This window comes from Haladaptatus sp. HS23 (genome assembly GCF_056892285.1).
The window spans coordinates 1-18,601 of the sequence record NZ_JBXGLH010000019.1 but is presented as its reverse complement, the minus strand read 5'-3'; the positions used below and the strand labels follow the sequence as shown (position 1 = coordinate 18,601).

9 protein-coding genes are annotated in these 18,601 nt (G+C 54.8%); 2 read left to right on the top strand and 7 right to left on the bottom strand.

The features are described 5' to 3' along the window. The first annotated feature begins 283 nt into the window (after positions 1 to 283). Together AC1XDK_RS27330 and AC1XDK_RS27325 are read left to right on the top strand one after the other, a co-directional pair. Complete coding sequence (locus AC1XDK_RS27330; protein ID WP_483353178.1) at positions 284 to 1,585, top strand: metallophosphoesterase family protein; 1,302 nt, start codon at positions 284 to 286, stop codon at positions 1,583 to 1,585. Continuing rightward, the gene (locus AC1XDK_RS27325; protein WP_483353177.1) at positions 1,582 to 5,079 is read left to right on the top strand and encodes an AAA family ATPase; all 3,498 of its coding nucleotides are present in this window, start codon (positions 1,582 to 1,584) and stop codon (positions 5,077 to 5,079) included. Before AC1XDK_RS27330 ends, AC1XDK_RS27325 begins: the two co-directional genes overlap by 4 nt. Positions 5,080 to 6,006: 927 nt before the next feature. On the opposite strand, the gene AC1XDK_RS27320 is transcribed toward AC1XDK_RS27325, so the two are convergent. The 7 genes from AC1XDK_RS27320 to AC1XDK_RS27290 all read right to left on the bottom strand — a co-directional run bounded on the left by AC1XDK_RS27320 (position 6,007) and on the right by AC1XDK_RS27290 (position 17,746). Then, entirely contained in the window at positions 6,007 to 7,512 is a 1,506-nt protein-coding gene (locus AC1XDK_RS27320) for a primase-associated protein (RefSeq protein WP_483353176.1), read from the bottom strand. Next, positions 7,509 to 8,408 carry a bifunctional DNA primase/polymerase gene (locus AC1XDK_RS27315; RefSeq protein WP_483353175.1) on the bottom strand — a complete coding sequence of 300 codons (900 nt, stop codon included), beginning with the start codon at positions 8,406 to 8,408 and terminating at the stop codon, positions 7,509 to 7,511. Before AC1XDK_RS27315 ends, AC1XDK_RS27320 begins: the two co-directional genes overlap by 4 nt. Beyond that, positions 8,405 to 12,379 (bottom strand): ATP-binding protein, encoded by a 3,975-nt coding sequence (locus AC1XDK_RS27310; RefSeq protein WP_483353174.1) that lies wholly within the window; start codon positions 12,377 to 12,379, stop codon positions 8,405 to 8,407. Before AC1XDK_RS27310 ends, AC1XDK_RS27315 begins: the two co-directional genes overlap by 4 nt. A 272-nt stretch (positions 12,380 to 12,651) precedes the next feature. Continuing rightward, entirely contained in the window at positions 12,652 to 14,871 is a 2,220-nt protein-coding gene (locus AC1XDK_RS27305) for a VirB4 family type IV secretion system protein (protein WP_483353173.1), read from the bottom strand. Between the two features lie 2 nt (positions 14,872 to 14,873). Then, on the bottom strand, positions 14,874 to 15,680 hold the full coding sequence (locus tag AC1XDK_RS27300; RefSeq protein ID WP_483353172.1) for a TraC-like domain-containing protein: 807 nt from the start codon (positions 15,678 to 15,680) through the stop codon (positions 14,874 to 14,876). A gap of 240 nt (positions 15,681 to 15,920) precedes the next feature. Then, the gene (locus tag AC1XDK_RS27295) at positions 15,921 to 16,310 is read right to left on the bottom strand and encodes a hypothetical protein (protein WP_483353171.1); all 390 of its coding nucleotides are present in this window, start codon (positions 16,308 to 16,310) and stop codon (positions 15,921 to 15,923) included. A gap of 275 nt (positions 16,311 to 16,585) precedes the next feature. Further along, a complete protein-coding gene (locus tag AC1XDK_RS27290; protein ID WP_483353170.1) occupies positions 16,586 to 17,746 on the bottom strand; it encodes a site-2 protease family protein in 1,161 nt (386 codons plus the stop codon). Between the last annotated feature and the right edge of the window lie 855 nt (positions 17,747 to 18,601).

The window sequence follows — 18,601 nt, the reverse complement described above, 5'->3', positions numbered from 1 at the left end:
CATCGCGAAAAGTAGACCGACCAGTCCACAGGGCGGGATTGAAAGGGGCCGTCCGCTCGCGTTAGCCGTGGTCGTCTCGGCGATCTCTATCGCAGAGCGGGCGGTGCGGAGAGAGTCGCGATATGTTGCCGAGCGGCCGCGAGCGGACGGGGGCTTTCGACGTCATCACGGTGCACCACTACTCCTTCTTCTCCCTGCAGAACTCCTCAAAACCGAAGACACTACGAGTCATCTACAATTTTATATAGTGTTAATACAATATCGTATCTGGAAATATGCCAGCATGAGCGATGATGATATTACTATTCTTTGTACCGGCGACCTTCATCTAGGCCGCCACCCCAGTCGGATTCCCGAGCGATTAGATGGCCCGGAGTTTTCTCCGAAAGCCGTTTGGCGTGAAACGGTCCAACGGGCTATCGACCGTGACGTTGACGCGGTCGTCGTCACTGGTGATGTCGCTGACCGGGAGAACCGATACTTCGAAGCATACGGTGCCTTTGAGGACGGCGCTATCCGCCTCGATGAGTCCGAGATTCCGACGATTACTATCGCTGGAAACCACGATTTCGACGTGTTGCCACGGATTGTGAAGGACTTAGACCTCGAGAATCTCCATTTGCTCGGTGAAAACGGAACGTGGGAACGGTGGGCACTCGAACGGGAGGGCGACCCCATCGTGAATTTTGATGGCTGGTCGTTCCCGGACGAACACGTATACGACTCTCCGTTCGACGAGTACGACCTACCCGAGGGGGACATTCCCTGTATTGGCGTGCTTCACGCAGAGTTAGATTCCCGTGGGAGTCAGTACGCCCCGGTCCAATCGAGCGAGCTTCGAAACACCCACGCGATTGCGTGGTTGCTCGGCCATATTCACAGTCCAGGCATTCGGATCGACTCTGACCCAGTAACACTCTATCCGGGATCACCACAGGCGTTAGACCCTGGCGAATCCGGTCGGCATGGCCCGTGGATACTCACCGTAGATGCTGACGGGACTATCGCGCTCGAACAGATTCCACTGGCGAGCGTCCGATACGACCAACTCGAGGTAGACGTAACTGGCGTGAATGACCCACAGGCTGTTGCACCACTGCTGTCGGATGAAATCCACGAGCATATCCAGTCCACGTCCAGTGTCGGGGCACTGGACCTCTTCCTCGCCCGAGTTCGCCTCACTGGCCGAACGAATGCACATACAGCCCTTATCGAGCAACGCCAGACGATACGAGAGCAACTCGGAACCAAAACAGGTTCCGTCGACGTTCGCATCGAATCAATCGACATCGAGACTCAGCCTGAAGTCGATCTCGAAACGCGAGCGGAAGGCGACGACGCAGTCGCGTACGTAGCGAACCTACTGTTGGAACTCGAAAATGGAGCACCGAGTGACGAATACGAGCCACTCATAAAGGACTCGCTGGACGCGATGCGCCAGACACATCGAACGAACGCGTACAACATCCTTCGGCGAGAATCAGACATCGACCAACCAAATCGAGACGATGCTGTTTCAGTACTCAAACGGGAGGCCCAGGTCTTGCTTGATACATTAGTGAATCAGAAGGAGGCCGAACGATGACGGACGACCCAATCGGCGTCGAAGAGCTGACCATTCGCCGGGCACCTGGCTTCGAATCCGAGGGATTCGCTGTCGAGGACATTTGTTCGGGGATCAATATCGTCCACGGCCCGAATGCGACCGGAAAAACGACGGTCGCCAAGTCGATAGAGCGGTTATTTTGGCCAGAGGCCACCGAGGGTCATGCCGAACTTGTCGGCCGTCTCTCAGTCAATGGAGATGCGTGGCGAGTAGAGTTGAACGGCAGTCGTACAAGCTATCAGCAGGATGGAAAGGATGTCGGTCGGCCGAATCTACCGCCTGTCGACCAACGCGACCGCTACCGACTCTCACTTCACACCCTCCTCCAGCAAGAAACCCGAAACGCGACCTTTGCAGAGACTGTCGAACGGGAATCCGCTGGCGGGTATGACCTTGCTGCAGCACGCGACGAACTCGGATACGATGACTCCACAATCACCCGTGGGAAAGGGGTTGTCAAGGACGCCGAACAGGCCGTTGAGGACCTGCGTAACGCACAAAGCAACGTTAGCGAGTTACGACGGAAGCAAGATCGACTTGCGAGGCTTCGTGACGATCTGGAGGACGCCAGACGAGCCAAGGAGCGAGTCGAGCTGCTTGAACAGGCGATCAGTTACGTCGACGCTCGGGACGAGCTCGAAGCCGCCGAAACAGATCTGGAGGAGTTCCCGGACGTCTTGGAGCGAGTAGACGGCAATGAAGCGGATGAGGTTGCGAAGCTCGAAGTCCAACTCCAGGAGTGGCAAGAGAAGAAAACCGATGCCGAAGATGCGAAAGACGAAGCCGAGCAGGAACTCGAAGACGCTGGCCTCTCAGAGGATGGTCTCCCCGATGGGAGGCTCCAACAGCTGAAAGGGCTCCAAGATAAATTGGAGTCGTTCGAGACCCGATCAGATAGCCTCGAAAGCGAACTCACCGGTGCAAAAGGGAAGAGGGCTAATGCGCGCAACGACATCCCGCTTGACGTCACCAGGAATGACTTAAGTGAACTTGACCCGGTGAGCTGGAAAGATGTCTCGAAATTCGCTCGGAAGGCAGAAAAAGTACGAGCGAAACGGGAGTCTCGGACGGCCGTCGAAGAACTACTGGAAAACGACGAAGAGCTCGAACAGGATCTTCAAACGCTGCAACGAGGAAGTCAGTCGCTCGAAGAATGGTTGGCAACGGCTTCACCGAATACTTCGAACGGAGGTGACGCGGCATTCAGGGTCGCTCTCGTTTCTGCTGCACTGCTCTCGGCGGCAGGTCTCGCACTCGGAGTGCTAGTCAATCCTGCCCTCTTGGTGACGCTCCTTGCTGCTGCTGGCGTGCTCCTGTATGGTCATCGATCTCGTACGTCGACTGATGAGGAGAGTGATCCGCGGAAGCCACATCGAGACTCCTTCGAGCAGACGGGGTTGGGGTCACCGGATTCGTGGACGGTAGATGGAGTGCGAGCCCGCCTCACCGAACTCTACGACTCGATTGCACAGCAGCAACTCGCAGCGGAACGCGACCAGCGACGTGAAGCTCTCACAGCGAACGGAGACCAACTTGAAGAAGACAAGCGATCACTCGAAGCGACGCGGGCAGAACTACGTGAGAGCTTGGGTGCGGCCCCAGACACGACTGACGTCGAACTCACCGTAATTACGAAACGGGTGCTGGAGTGGCAGAAGGCCCACGACGAGGTGGTGAGACTCCAAGACGAACGTAATGCTGTCGAGGAACAACTCGATTCGGCGAAGAACGAACTTCAATCGAAACTACAGCCGTACGGGTACGAGGATGTCGAGAATGCGCCAGCCGCAAAAGAAGCTATCCGGAATCTTGAACAGCGGAACAGCCAGCACGAGACTGCACAAAGCGACCTTGAACGCGCCAAGCAGACGATATCAGAGGCCGATGAAAAAATCGAGCAGTTGCGCTCGGACCGAGACCGGATTTTTACTACGCTCGACCTCACTCCGGGAGACCACGACGAACTGCAAGCTCTCTGTGAGCAGATTGAGGACTTCGAAGACACAAAAACTACGGTCGAAACAGCGAGCGCTCTCGCAGAAAATGAGGCAGAAAAGCTCGAGAACCTCCCAGGGTACGAGCATGACCTCAAAGAGCGAGCCATTCCCGAACTCAGAGAGGAACAACGTCAAGCAGAAGAGACAGCGGCAGGCTACGACGACACTCAGACCGAAATCACCGAGATAGAGACGAGAATAGACGACGCAAAGACTGACGATGCGGTCGAGAACGCGATCACCCAGAAAAAACGAGCGTTGGACGCTCTTAAAGAGCAATTCGACGACGATTATTCTTCGACAGTCGGTGATGTACTCGTCGACCACGTTCAGGAGACGACGATGGACGCGAGCAGACCGGCGGTGTTTCAACGTGCTCGTGAAATCCTAACGACGATTACAGGGGGGCGCTATCGGTTGGATCTCGACGAGGAAGAGACGACGTTCCGAGCCTTCGACACGGCCAAACAGAAGGGGTTTACACTGGACGAACTTTCGAGTGCGACTCGAGTGCAGGTGCTGCTGGCCGTCCGAATTGCGTTCATCGAACAACAAGAGCAGGGCATCAAGCTCCCGCTCCTGCTCGATGAGACATTAGCGAATACCGACGACCACAGGGCCACTGTGATTATCGAGTCGATGATAGAGCTTGCTCGAGACGGGCGACAGGTATTCTATTTCACCGCACAAGGCGATGAGGTGGCAAAGTGGCTCAATGCACTGGAAGAGACAGCGAGCATCGATCACAACGTAACCGACTTGGCAAACGCACGAGGACTCGAGAAAGCGGTCCAAATTCCGGACGTAGACGGCGCGGTCACCCTGACGCCTGAACTCCCCAGTCCTGATGCCCACGACCACGCCTCATATAGAGACGCGCTCGGCGTGGAACCGTTTGATCCCCATCAGGGGGTTGGCACAGCACACCTCTGGTACGTCCTTGAGGACGTCGAGTTGTTACACCAACTGCTAGAGCTCGGGATCGAGCGATGGGGACCACTAAATAATCTCCTCGAACGCGGGAGTGAGGGGATTGTAGTAGAGGAGACAGATCGTTTAAAGCCAGTCCGGCAGAACGCAGAGGCGCTTGATGCGTTCGTAGCAGCGTGGAAAGTCGGCCGTGGGAAACCGGTCGACAGACAAGTCCTCGAATCGTCAGGTGCCGTCAGCAGTAGGTTCATCGATGAAGTGGTAGCACTCGCCGAGTCTGTAGGGAACGATGGCGAGCGAGTTATCGACGCACTACGAGATGGGGAAGTCGATCAATTCCTAACTAGGAAGATCAACGATCTCGAGACGTATTTCGAAGACCGTGGCTACATTGAGCCGTCGGATTCACTCGATGGAGATCAGATTCGCATTCGAGTGATAGAAGGATTTGTCGACGCTGGCGTTTCCCGAGAATGTGCAAACGAGAAGGCTACGACGCTGCTCACGCGACTGAGCGAAACGACGACAGTCGAAGCAATCGAGTAGGTGAGCGACGTTTAAGCTCGAAGGTTTTTAACTCTCACAGACGGTATCGAGCGTTTTCCCGGAGCGAGTGGACCAATTCGGCGTCCTCAAGAGAGCCACCGTCCATATCTCATACCAGTCCAACTACAAAGAATACCGTCTCGCTTGTTGGTGTAAATAGACCTCCTCAGTATGATATGGGATTGATATATAACGACCAAAGCCGGCGATTGTACTGCTCACGATACTGGGGTACCACTCGATTCAAGCCATGGTAGTATGTCCTCACTTGACCGACGACGAATGCACGCACTCTACTCAAAATATACAATTGTTGAAACAATCGGTTGGTAGTGACTGCGACCTCATTTACGCGTGACTCGTCCATTGGTTGACCCCCCATTGTTGTTCCTCTCTGTCGGATCGCCACCCTTCTTTGTACGGTTCCAATTGCTCGACTTTCTTTGTTCCCTGATATTGACATTTCCGTGATTGTCGCGATCTTCGCCCTCCCTCGTAATTCAGCACTTACATCCTCTCCACCTGCACCCCTGTACCCCACTATTACTTTGGAAGATTTTGGAGGTACAGGTCGGCCTCTGGCAGTTTTAAAATTGCCTAGAGGGTCGTAGGGCTGGTTTCCGGCCGTAAAATCCAGCCTTAGGATTGTCTAGAGCGATTCTAAATTGTAAATGCAGCCTTACAGCGTCTCAAACCGCTAATAACACCACTTTTCGATCTGCTATCCAATTATGTAAACCATCCAACCTTAGGCCTCAGATTTCTTGTTACTATTCCAACCTTAGGATTTGGAGGTCAAAACCGCTGAGAAGCCGAAAATCCTTGCATAGAAGAGCTAAATCCAGCCTTAGGTTTGCAGCATTGTCGCCAACTGGAAAACAATGACTGGCATTTGACTATTTTGTGGTAGAGTAGTCCATTTCCGGTTCAATTAGTTCCCGATGTCGATTGACTATCGAGCTGTTTATACAGTTCATCTGGGAACGGAAGACTCCCATAGATTGAGTATGGACACTGATCGCGCCCGATACAGTAGCGTTGCATATCATCGTTCGAACAATTCATTGGAAGGGGAATCTCGCCGTCGATCTCGTTCTCAAGTTCGTATCGAATCTGGTACTCCGTCGTCTCTTCATCGTACCAGGACCACCGGGAAAACAGGTCTTTCACATCACTGATGAATTCTGCTGTGCTTGCGTCTCGATACTGGGGCAACCACCATGCCATCCGCACGAGATTGAACAGATCTTTTCGAACGGGCTTTTTCTCCTGGAGCCGTTCGTCCATCGCCGCCAGGCAGGGAAGTTCGAAGAGATCCTCGAGATCGTCAATATGAATCGGTTGTGCGCCATCGCTGTACTCGGTGAGCGTATAGCGATTTTGCCATGCCTGTTCGACAGTTACGCTCGCGTGATTTTGCATCGCGGAGAGGATGTTCCCGAGGCTTCGTGGGGTCGAAATCGCGTCACAAGCGTGTTGTTCCCACAGTTGATCGGGCTCATAGGCGTCCAATGCATCATAGAGTTCTCGTGCTGTCTGCGATTTGCCCAGCTGCACCGTGTCAGCGTCCGCAGCTTTGACAGCGTTGATGATCGTCAGCAAATCCCGCTTCTGTCGGCTCCAGTTCTTCCAAAGGCGATGAGTTTGCCCGGCAGCGAAAAACCGGTCGATCCGTTCGGTGATCGCCGACTCGTTCGCAGTTAGCCAACTGCGTTGCTCGGGCGTGAGCGCTTCTTCTTGAGCTGCGAGGAGTCGTCCAAACGCATCTTCGGCATACGACCGATACTTCGTCATAAAATCAGAGACGGGCACATAGAGGTGATTGTCTGCGACGTGTGCCTGGATTTCGCCCTGTTGGTCGCCGTCACGATCTGTCCGTGCCAAGCATTTCCGCGAGGCAGCGACGAGTGGAATCTCAAGATAGTATCCGTCACCGAACGCAGGGCGTGTCGTGATGTCTGTACAGACGCGTCCAGAGTGAGGGCCGTCTTCACCCGGCTCTTTCGCATAGAGAATTTCGGCGATCTCCTGATGCAGGGCGAAGTCATCATACTCACGAATGAGCGAGCCGATGTTGTTCACATACAGTTCGCGCAGATCACCGAGCAGAGCGAGACGCCGAGGCGGTGTATCTTCGAGTTTGGGATGATCCATGATACAGACAGCACCGAGGGTCGTGAGTACTGCGAGCATTCCTGGATCATCAACATAGGGTCGCTCTGCAGCCTTCCGACGTGTGCTTGGCGCAAATGCATCACACGTGAACTGCTCAACATCCGCGAGCAACTTCTCTGTTTCTTGTGTATCATCAACCATCCAGCGCTGATACCCACGTTCAAACAACTGTGTCAACTGGTACTGACCTTCATCACGGGGCAGTGCCGCCACTCGATACGCCATGTATTCGTCGTTTAGCGGTGTTGTTCGGTTCATGCTTCGAGAAAACTGGGAGCGGCTTCGGTTCGGAAGTCGAAATTCGGGCTCTCGATCGGTTGGACGACCCGCGAGGCATCGGCGTGCAGCGAGTATGGCAGTCGCAGGACACGGCGGCGGTCGGCCGTGACAACCGGATCGATGGGGATCTCGTATTCTTCGAGCAGCAGGTCGTTGATCACTTCCCGACTCTGTTCGTCGTAGCGGTGCTTGCGGTCGGTATCAAGCAGATAGACGTGACATCCCTGGCCCGAGTAGACGACCATCGTTTCCGTGGCTGCAAAGTCGTCCTCGAAAATCTCCTGAACAGCAAACCCGTATTCGAGAGCGTGCTCGATATCCGCAAACGTATAGGGATAGCCCTCGGGTGCGCTGTCAAGAATGCCGGCATCGCGAAGCTGGTCAGATCCGACTGGTTCCGTGGACTCGGCGGTCGTTTCCATCTGGGACGCTGCTCGCCGTGCTGCAATGTCTTTGGCGTCGATATCGACGGCAAGGACCCACGGACGCTCCCAGTGGTCAAGCGCATAATAGACCGCGTCGGGTCGCGGTTCCGAACGTTCGAGAAGATCCGGATCGGCAAGCGCGTAATCACTTCCGTGGAACGGATCGTGCCGAGCTGGATACTGGATGAACTCGATCAGCTCGTCTAGTGAGTCGAAGTGTTGTGCAATTCGATCACCTGAGTCGCTTGTCTGCCACGTCTCCCGCCGGATGAACGTTCGATCGGGTGTATTCTGCTTTCGAACTGGGTATGGTTCACTGAACGCGAGAGCGTACTCCTTCGGCCCTTCGACGGTAATGAACGACGGCAATACGTCGGTTTTCCCTGGAAATGACTCCGTGTAGTAGGTATGAAGCTCGTCGCGAGTTGCTTCGCGCCACGTCGCCGTCATCGCTCGGTGTCAACCTCCGTTTTGAGACTCCGGAATGTATTCACAGCGGTCATGCCGGGGATTGCGGTTTGGCTGAGAGCGGCGCGAAGCGCACTGACCGTCTGTTTCTGGGTTGCAGTCAGCGAGAGATCGAGCGGACCGGTCTCAATGAGCGTGTCGATCACGTCGATCGCGCACCCTCGGTCTTCGAATGCCCACGCAGCGTTTGCATCGGCCTTCGCGAGCTTTTCGTAATCAGCGACCACGGCGTCCGTGTTATGACTCGTCGTTTCAACTTCGCCGACCCAACAGAGGTCGCCTGAAGCGTCAAATCCTGCAACATCGAAAACAGTCCCCGAGTCGTGCTGATAGTAGCGTTCAGTTCGGTCGACATCGTGGTACTGGACAAGCCATTGTTCAAGGAATATGACACCGGCTTTGTGCGGGGTTTTCTCGCCAAGATCGCCCACCCCCGGGTTCACAGCCAGTGATCGGTCGAGGAAGCTTCGCCCGGCTGGCAACACGGTGTAGTACGTCTGCCGGAAGGCGCGATGCTTCTCGAGGAACCCCTTCTGTATGAGTGTCTCTACGTCGAGATTGGCAAACGGCTCGTCGAAATCGGCCATACTCTCTGTGAGCGAGTACTCCTCAAGCTGGTGGTTCATCGCATCAAGCACGAGACCGAGGAATGCTGCTTCATCGCGTGTCACACCCTCTGCTCGAAGCGTTGTATCGGGAATATCCGTCGTCGCGTCGCTGAAACGACCTGCTGCCGTCGTATCTGGTGCTTGTGTTTGTTCGGGTTCTGGACGTGGCTCTGACGTCTCTTCCTCCGACGAGCCGGATTCATTAGCAGGTGCATCGAGCGATGCAAACTCCTGGAGAGAGATTTCAATGCCGTAGTCTTCAGCATGGGCTGCGATTTTCCGGAGTCGATCAAGGAGGTTACTCGTGGAGTCAGTCGTCTTGTGCGCCCGCCGAGCGGCAACGAACACCTCGTCTTTCGACGCGAACTGACAGCAGGCGCTTGCTCGTCGCTCCTCAGACACCGTATACTCGGTACCACAGAGAGCACAGACGTAGCCGTCAACATCTACATCGTAGTGGACGTGCTCGGAGAGTGCAGCATCATCGGGTCCGTCTCCCGTGTTATTCGTATCTGACGTCTCTTCACCTGCGTCTGTGGTATTCTCCTCTCCTTCGCTACTAGGTCCATTCTGGGTACCCGTTTCTGTCTGCTCGGACGATGTGGAGTTCGGTGAGCCTTCGGGTGGTGACTGCTCCGTCGTCGGAGCGCCGAACATGGAAGCATCTCCGAAATTCTGTTCGTCACTCGGTCGGTCGCTCGCTGGTGTGTCTTCTGTGTCCGATTCGACCTCGCCGTCTTCAGCTGTGTCTGTGGCGTCACTCACACCATCTGCACCGAAGAAGGGTGTCTCGGTTGGAGTGCCACCGTCGGCAGCTTCAGCGTCGGCTGTGTGCTCTTGAGATCCGTCTGTCTCTGCGGTGCTCTCCTCACCCATCTCTTCAAGCGTATCCCGTGCATCCCCATGCCCGATCTTGCTCGGACGATTGGGGATACTGCATTCAGTCTGAGTTCGTCGTCTGACCTGTGGACGGGCCATCTCTTCAAAGAGGTGGAGTGCGTCATCGGCGAGTGGCTCATCACTTTCCGGATGTCCCTCTGGAATGGGTAATGGTGCGAGTGAGAATGTCGTCGGATCTGTTTTGCCAAACCCGGGACTCGGAAGTTGCACGACCCACTCGCCAGACGGCAACCGTTGTATCCGCTTGCTGAGATCTTGTTTGGATAAATTCTCATGGGCCATCGATTTCGCGAGCTCATCGTCAACCTCGATGTTCCCGATGATTTTCGTCTTCACGTTGTTCAAGATCTCTTTATACGGTCGATTCGACCGACTGTGATCGTTCACTTGATCGGGGTACTGCATGATCAGGCCAAGGCTCACCCCGAAGCCCCTACCTTGGGGCAAAAATTCCTCATAAACGAGTTCAGAGGTCGCAACTGCTGCTGCCTCTTCAATAATAACGTTCGCAATTGTCTCGTCACTGGCCATTGGTTCTCCTCCATCTGCTGTGTTCTCATCGGACCATCCCTGCGCCGCATCCCAGAGGTTACTCAATAGGACCATCGTCAATGCGTTGCGCGAGTCGGTACGCAAGTCACCGATGTCGAACAGAATCACCGCATCTTCATCGAGGAAGTGCCGAAAGTCGAAGACGTTCTCAGTGTATTCGTTGGCTTCATCATCCCACTCGGGAACATGATTGAAGATTTGATAGAGGTGTTCGAGTTCGACCAGTTTGTTCAATCGATTCGCAGCCCCACCCATCGACTGCTGGAATTGCGCCTCGTCTAACTCACATTGCTGGAGTAGTGCCCGCTCGATGTGCGAATTCTCTGCACAAATTTCCGGGATGATGCGTTCATGGCGCATCTGATAGACAGCCTCAATGAGTGTATCGAGGCTGAACGCATCCTGACCGTATTCCTTGTCAAATAATGCTTTGATCAAGAACGTCAGGATCTCGTTCGCAACGAACGCTCGATCGTGCGTTTCTTTCCCGAGAATCAGCCGCATGACTTCGTGGAAGTGCTCGACGGTATCCTGGATCGCGTCTTCGCGGCGTCGACCCATCGCAAGCTTGGGACGAATATCGAAAAAAGAGAAGGCTGGCAACATCTCCGGCGCATCGAAGTGATAAACGTTGTCCAGCGTGCCGAATTTCGCATAATGCGCTTTCAGATAGTTTTCAACCATTGCATCGCCTTTCGATTCGAGCAACACTGTTGGACCGCCGACGTGCTCACTCAGTGTCAGCATGTCATTCTGGACGCTTTTTGACTTGCCCGAGCCGGTCGAAGCAGCGCGAATGTAGTGTGTGACGAGTGTCGATATGTGAACGTACACCGCGTCATCAAGTGGTTGGTCTCGATCTTTGAGCGGCAGACCAATCGCCATTCCGGGTGCTGATAATCGGTCCAGCATCTCCGGTGCTGGGAGTGACAACGGCTGGCGGAGCCGCTCTTTGCCACGGGTGCCACGAGCACCCTCAGTAGTCAATGTATGGGCACTCGGTACAGTCACGAAATTGGCGAGTTCGTCTGCATTCAAAATGAGCTGCGGGCGCTTTCGTCCTTGGCGTGAAATCTTGAGTGACCGATCGAGCAGCCGTTTGAGCTCTTTCTTTGCTGGGTCACGAAGATTGGTCAGTCCTTTCGTGAGACGGTTCCCGTCGAGTTCATAGTACGCCCCATCGAGATGGTTGAACGCGTTCGCAAGCGCGTCGACGTCATTTTCTATCGTTCCGATCGTCGGATCGTCTGCATCAGCAGGTGGCACCCCCGCTGCACGCATGTTTACCAGAAATGTCTGGGACGGGTTTTTCTGGTCGATGAGTGTTTGCCGGGAGGCAGCTCCTCCACTTGTGGCGTTTGGTGATTGGCCGATATTCTCCCCGATCTGTGGCGCGTCTCGGCCACGTCGTCGATCGCGAATCTCTTCTTCGTCATACCCCCGAAGCATATCTCTGAAGTTGGTTTTCGTGGTCTGGACGAACCCATCACGTTTCGTCTGAATATTCTCCTTGCGAGTGTTGGCAACCTTCTCCCAGTCCGCATACCGAGTGAATAACACTTGCAAAACGGTGGGGGCACTCGCGTTCGCAAGCCGCTCGACTGCCGTTGCAAGCGGGGCCTTTGCCGATGCACTATCGCCATTCTGTGTCGCGTGGAGCTGTGAATACTGTGTGAGCGGCGTCATCCAGTCGTCAGTGCGCGCTGCCACGCCCTGCCACCGAGCCGCGATTGGTGTTCGGTTCAACAGTTCCGATCGCGCATCATCGATAGACTGGGACTCGACAGTATCTTCGTCCGTATCGGTGTTCTCTGTGGACGGCCCGAGAAGTTCCTCTGGGAGCGTGAGTTCTTCCTCTGACAGGTTGTAACTCGCCGGATAGGCGGTGGTCAACTCCGAGCGGACTGTCGACAACAGCGATTCGTCAGTGGCACCGAGATAGAAGCGCACCGGCGTTTGGTTCCCTTGGGTAAGTGCGAGGAATTCGAACGTGGGTGCATTTTTCAAAGGATGGTATTTGACCTTCCAGCCAGACTTCAGTTTGCGTAGGCCGGCGAGGCGAGAGATGATATCGGAGGGTGTGACACGTTCGTGGGCTGGTTCGATTCGAATGTAGCGACGAGTGGTTGTCATGGGCGGTGAATTGATTCCTGTAATTTCGTGTGTTAGCTGGTCGGTGCAGTGGATTCGCGAGCCTGTTCGAGCAGTGATTGAGGAATGTCGTACTCTGCGGCGCGTCCGTCCGCAAGCAAATAGGAAACATCGCTCGTGTCGAGCGCATTCTGCTCGATCAAGTACTCCCACGGATCGAGGTCTTCGTCGAGCACGTGGACAGCAAACTCATCAACATGCAGTTGAATGCGCTTTTTCCAGTCATTGACGAGCAACAAACTCTCCGAGTGAGTTCCGTCTTCGCCGGTCTGTGCAGAAGCGATGAACCGCTGTTCGTTGTGGGTAAGATCGTGGGCAGCGATCATCTCCTCGCTCACTGATTCGTGCCGGAAGATCTGCTTGATATTGCAGAGATTGTAGATCTCGCGAGCTTTCTCGAGCGCGTCTGCAGACTGTTCGGTGGATTCAACGAGGAACTCATCCACCGTCTGAGAGATCAGCGTCAGTCCGGTGTTGAAGTGGCGACTATGCCGGATGAACAGGTCGATCAAATCCGTCGTGGCGGCTCGGCGTAACAGATAGTGTGCCTCATCGATCGTCACCTGCGTCCGCCGATCGCTGCTTTGGGCTCGCTGGTAGATCCAGTCGAACATGACGTGCATAAACAGCGGGGCTTGGCCTGTATCGGAGAACATGGACATGTCGATCGTCACCAGCCGATTGTCGAGTTCGACGTTCGTCCGGCCGTTCAGATTCGCGTTCTCGCCGCCCTCCTGGAAGGCCTCGAGTCCGAGCAACAACTGATAGGCAAGCCGCTCATCCGTTTCTCGGAACCGATCGGCGATATCCTGGACTTTCGGAGCAACTCGTCGCTTGTCGGCGTCAGGATGATAGTCAAGGAACTCAGTGGGATCATCGCCATCGGTGATGTGTTCGAGGATATCGATGATATCTCCGATAATCGGGCTCGTGTTTTCGTGGGTTACTGGATCTTCGGTGATTCCATACTGGTAATAGGACAGCAAGACGGCACGCCGCAGAATCCCCTCTTGCTCATTTGAGAGGGCCTGCCCGTCACCCGAAGCAAAATGCAGTCGGAACAACTCCATCACCGACCGGTACTTCTTGAGGAACGGATCTTCGACGACGTCGTCGATGCCACGACGAATCTCGAGTGGGTTGATCGTGTTCTCGCCACCAAAGCGGATGACCTGCCCGCCAAGATCTTCGGCAAAGTCGACGAAATCCGCGAGTGGATCCAGGACGAGAAGTTCGATTTCGGGATCCATCATCATCCGATGAAACATCTCGTACTTCTCGGCGAACGTCTTCCCCGAGCCCATCTCTCCTGCAATCACTTTCGAATATGAGGAGAACCGATAGCGATCCAGAAGAACAGGTGTATGTGTCCCGTCGAATCCGTAGTAAACACCTTCGTCATCGGCCAGTGCAGGCTCAATGAATGGGAACATAGTGCCGACAGCCGTCTCTTGCATCAATTGGGTCGCCTTGATCGGGTCATTCCCGAGCGGTGCAAGAGCGTCCTGTGACTCGACTTGGCGCTTCTCGAGTGGGACTGCCTCGGTATTCGCTTTGGCGATGATCTCAAGTGCACGCTCAGTCGCCTCGTTCAATTCCTGCTTTGAATCGGCGATGATCTCGAAATAGATCGCGAAGGTGAACAGCTTCGTCTCGCCCCGGATGATATCCCAAATGAGATCCGAGACGGCTTCATGATCGGATTCGAGTTCGTGGGTATCACTTTGATTCTTTTCGTCCTTCCGATAGAGACGGGCACGAAGTTGTGTGAGTCGATTGCGAAGTTTCCGCAGAATCTCGTGTGAATCACGCGGCCGGATGTGCTGTGTCACCCGGATGTTGTCGTGCGTCGTATAGAGGTCGTCAAGCCACCCGAGTGGAACACGCTCCGGATAGCCATGGATCGTCATCGTGCGCACGTACTGACCACCCCGGACCATGTATCCTGACTCTAAGAGCCCTGATTCCTCGACGATCTCGTGTGGGGCGATGATGTCCCGGTCGGCGAGCGAGCGTTCTGTCTCATCTTGAAGTACACCGAGACGAATCTCACCGTCCTCGGCAGTTTCGAGTTCGAGGAGATGTTTCGCTTGGGCCTGGATGTTTTCCTTCGAGAGTTCGTCGCCATTCGCTTCGAGAATGGCAGTTGCCCGGTCGAAGACCTCATCATCGATCTCATCTAGTCCTGGTTCGCTCTTCAGGCCGGGAATGAGCGACCGGAGGCGAAACCCCATCGTTAGATCTCCCCCTTCGAGAATGTCGCGTGATCAAAGCGGTCGAACTCCGGTTTCACGTGATTGTAGTAGTGATACAGGATTTCCATCGTCTCCTGGCGAGTGTTGACTAATTCAGTCGTGACGTCTGTCCGTCCAAGTTTGTCGATGACGCGGCGCTGGCGATTGTGCACTTCGCGGATACACAGTTCGGTTTCTGCCTTCTCGTGGTTCTTGACCCATGGAAGGCGTTTGAGAATGTTCGCGCCAGCAGAGCCGATAAGCGGGAGCGTGCTTAGTTGATTGAGCACACTCCCAGTATCCAGGTTTGTCGTGACCTGTGCGGCGTTGACGCGGATGACGATGTAGTAGTCGCGTGTTTTGATCCCCGAGCCGTCGATGTTGTCCTGTGCCCACTGGATGTAGTAGCGCCGACCATACTGGAGAATCGGGGACTGGCCGCGTGCAGCGACACTTGTCCCACCGCGAATGAACTTGTTGTAGTGCTCACCGAGGTCGAACTCTCTCGGATAGCACGGAATGGCGATCGACCAATCAAGTGCCATCAGAAAAGAGATGTAATCACTCATGACCTGCCGACGTTGCTCATAGTTGAGCGTCAGCCAGTTCCGGGGTTTGACCTTCACGAGTCCGATATAGTCCTCACCGTCGACTGCGATGCCGTCATCACGCACATAGTCAAAGCCGAGTTGTGCCTGCGTCGTCGTTCTCTTGTTGAGTTTGTCTTCGAGGTGGAACTGGTCACGAGCTCGTGCTTCCTCACGAGCCGTTGGGAGGTCCGTGTCAATTGCTTCGAGGGCGGCATCCATTGCTCGGAGGACGTCCAAATCTGATTCAGGCCGTTTCGCATCGGTTTTGGATGCGTGATCGGCTATCCCTAGTGCTGTCCGTACAGTGGGACCGTCAGCGGATGGCTCTGTGGCTGATCCGTCGGTTGCAGTCGTAGAATCAGATTCGGTCGTCTCGGTTTCGGCTCCGTCTCGACTGGTTGACTGTCCAGTAGTGGCTGTCGAGGTGTCGGTAGCAGGCGGTGGTGAATCCATGGTTGTTTACTGATGGGAGTCGTGGTCGTCTTCCGCTTCAATCGTCTCGATGTCGAGGCCAGCGTGGCGGACGCCAACCACATCTTGGGTTTTCGTCGTTTCCGTGGCGGGTCGCGTCCGGCGATTTCGGTAGGTCGTGGTACCGAGGTAATAGTGAACACAGGCTCGTGCGTAGCTCAGTGGCCGCTGTGCAGCCGGCGTGATGAGGAGAATTACCACACCAAGAGCAAGCGCAAGACCGGTCGCAATGAGAAAGAGATCACCTGAGGCGCCGAGACTCTGGGCAATGCCAAGGCCGAGAAACGGAATGACGAGTGCTTCGCCAATGTCGCGGGCAGTCAGACCAAAGATGAGCTTTGTGTTGATGATCTGGCCGGCGATTGGGAACGTTTCCATTTGATATTATCTTATGCTGTGACTAGTTAATAATTACCCCACGTGTCGGCTTTTGTTTCAATTCTCATTAACACTAAGGTATTCTTCTAACCATGGTGTGTCCCACAAGAGCCGAAGTATTTCTATTCCGTATCGAACATCCACTGCCTCATGTTGCACTAAGCAGATGTGGACACACCACACTACGGTTGCATCTTCGACGCTTTGAATCACGTATTCATCAACCAGGTCGATACTCCGCCTTTGAGTTGAAACTCCCTCTCAATGAATCATACTCAGAGTTCGATTGTCGGTGAGGTGGCGGCCGTCGATTGACTGGTCTGAGTGATTTCGAGGACCGTCATCAGGTCTGTCCGCGAGATCAGACCCGCGAGCGAGCCATCGCCTTCGGTTACGAGAAGCCGACCGATATCCTCCTGCTGGAGGGTCGTGAGCGCATTCGCCGCCTCGCCGCCGGGTCGGACCGTCACCAGATCTGTCGACATGATGTCATCGACTGTCGCATCATCTCGGCGGTCGGATGCTCGTTCTTGGACGTCTTCGAGCGTGACGATGCCGACGAGGTCATCGCCATCGACGACCGGATACCCGGTGTGACGTTCGCGGACCATCCGATCAAGCAAGGTATCGATCGACGTCTCAGGTGCCACCGTATCGAGTTCGACCGCCGGCGTCATTATCTCCCTGACGGTCAGTCCCTCGAAGGCTGCCTGCATAACCTCCTGGTTGGTCTCGCTCGTTGCGGCGATATAGATGAAGAAGGCGATGAGGATCCAAAACAGGTTGAACGTAACGACCCCAGCGATTCCAAGTAGGAACGCGAATCCTTTCCCGACGGCAGCTGCGATGCGGGTTGCCCGCAAGCGCGACCGGTTGCGCGAGAGCACCGCGCGGAGGACTCGCCCACCATCCATCGGGAATCCCGGAAGCATATTGAACACCGCGAGCACCACATTGAGCACCGCTAAGTAGCCGATCACGAACCGAACTGCGGGGAGCCTGCCAGCGAGCAGTTCGAACAACCCGTAGAACAGGACTCCAAGTGCGACGCTAACGACCGGGCCGGCGATGGCGATTGCGAACTCCTGGCGCCAGTCGTCAGGCAACTCCGCAAACTGTGCGAGACCGCCTAAGAACCACAGCGTGATCGATTCAGTCTCAAGGCCGTACCGGCGTGCTACGAGTGAGTGGCCTAGTTCGTGCAAGAGAACGCTGGCGAAGAGGCCGAGTGCAGCACCCACTCCCAAGAGCCAGGGGAGCAACCCCGCGGTAAGCGGGTCAGGATCGAGTGGGGTCCTGAAGATCCCGTTGATTAGGTTCACTGTGAGGCCAACCTGCGAACCGATGAGGTAGGCCAGCAGTGGGAGGATCAACAAGAACGAAACGCCCAGTCTGATCGGGATGCCGAACAGCGAACCGAGACGGAGACTCGCCATGTGACTACTACAGGCTCAAGCCCTATCAGGTAATCCCCCAGATATCGAACGTTGTTGGTTCGGTCGGTATCACCCCCAGCAATTTCATCCGACGATGGCAACACTGTACTCGGCTACTATTGTCTCCAATCCTTGGAACGAATAGTCTCTGAATAAGACAGTGTTAAATCGAGAATAGGCCGTGAACCGCCTCGGGGTCAAGCCCCGAGGCACTCGGCCTGCTCCGCCTGTAGAAGGCACTGGGGAGATTCATCTCTGGTTTTTATTAAAATTCGTAGAGATCTGCTTAGACGGCCGATTCAGATTGTCTAAGCAAAAACTGATCATCACATCCGTCTGGCGATAATAAGGCAACGGTGACCATGGCGTGGACTTCATGGTCTCGGCAATACGGCCTCCAAATTCGATGTGAACTTCAGGACCCGTACCAGCAGGGAAAGCGATTTCTGAAGACGCACAGATAGATCGTGTATTGGTCACTCGATTAGGCTATCGAGGGGTCGCAACAGAGTACAGCTGTAGCTGCAAGAATGATGGGATAGCAGGTAATCATCAGAGGGTCACGTTCAGTTCCCGACAGTGGGATTGACCTGTAATGGATGTTAAAGTTGGAGACGCGAATTTCAACGAGTAACGAGTGTTATACAGGCGTTGGTGAGAGGCTGTAGTATTCGTGTTGTCAGGGCATGACGTGAACGATTGGGCTCTTTTTTCTACCTGGGATTTCGCTCTCGCTTCTTCTTGGTGCGCTTCTGGTGTCGGTGCAATTATCCATATCGCGGCTCTGGTGATTCACTAGACGGCGTCGGATTCGTCCGTTAATTCGAAGGAGTTGAAGCGGGAAATCGCCGATGC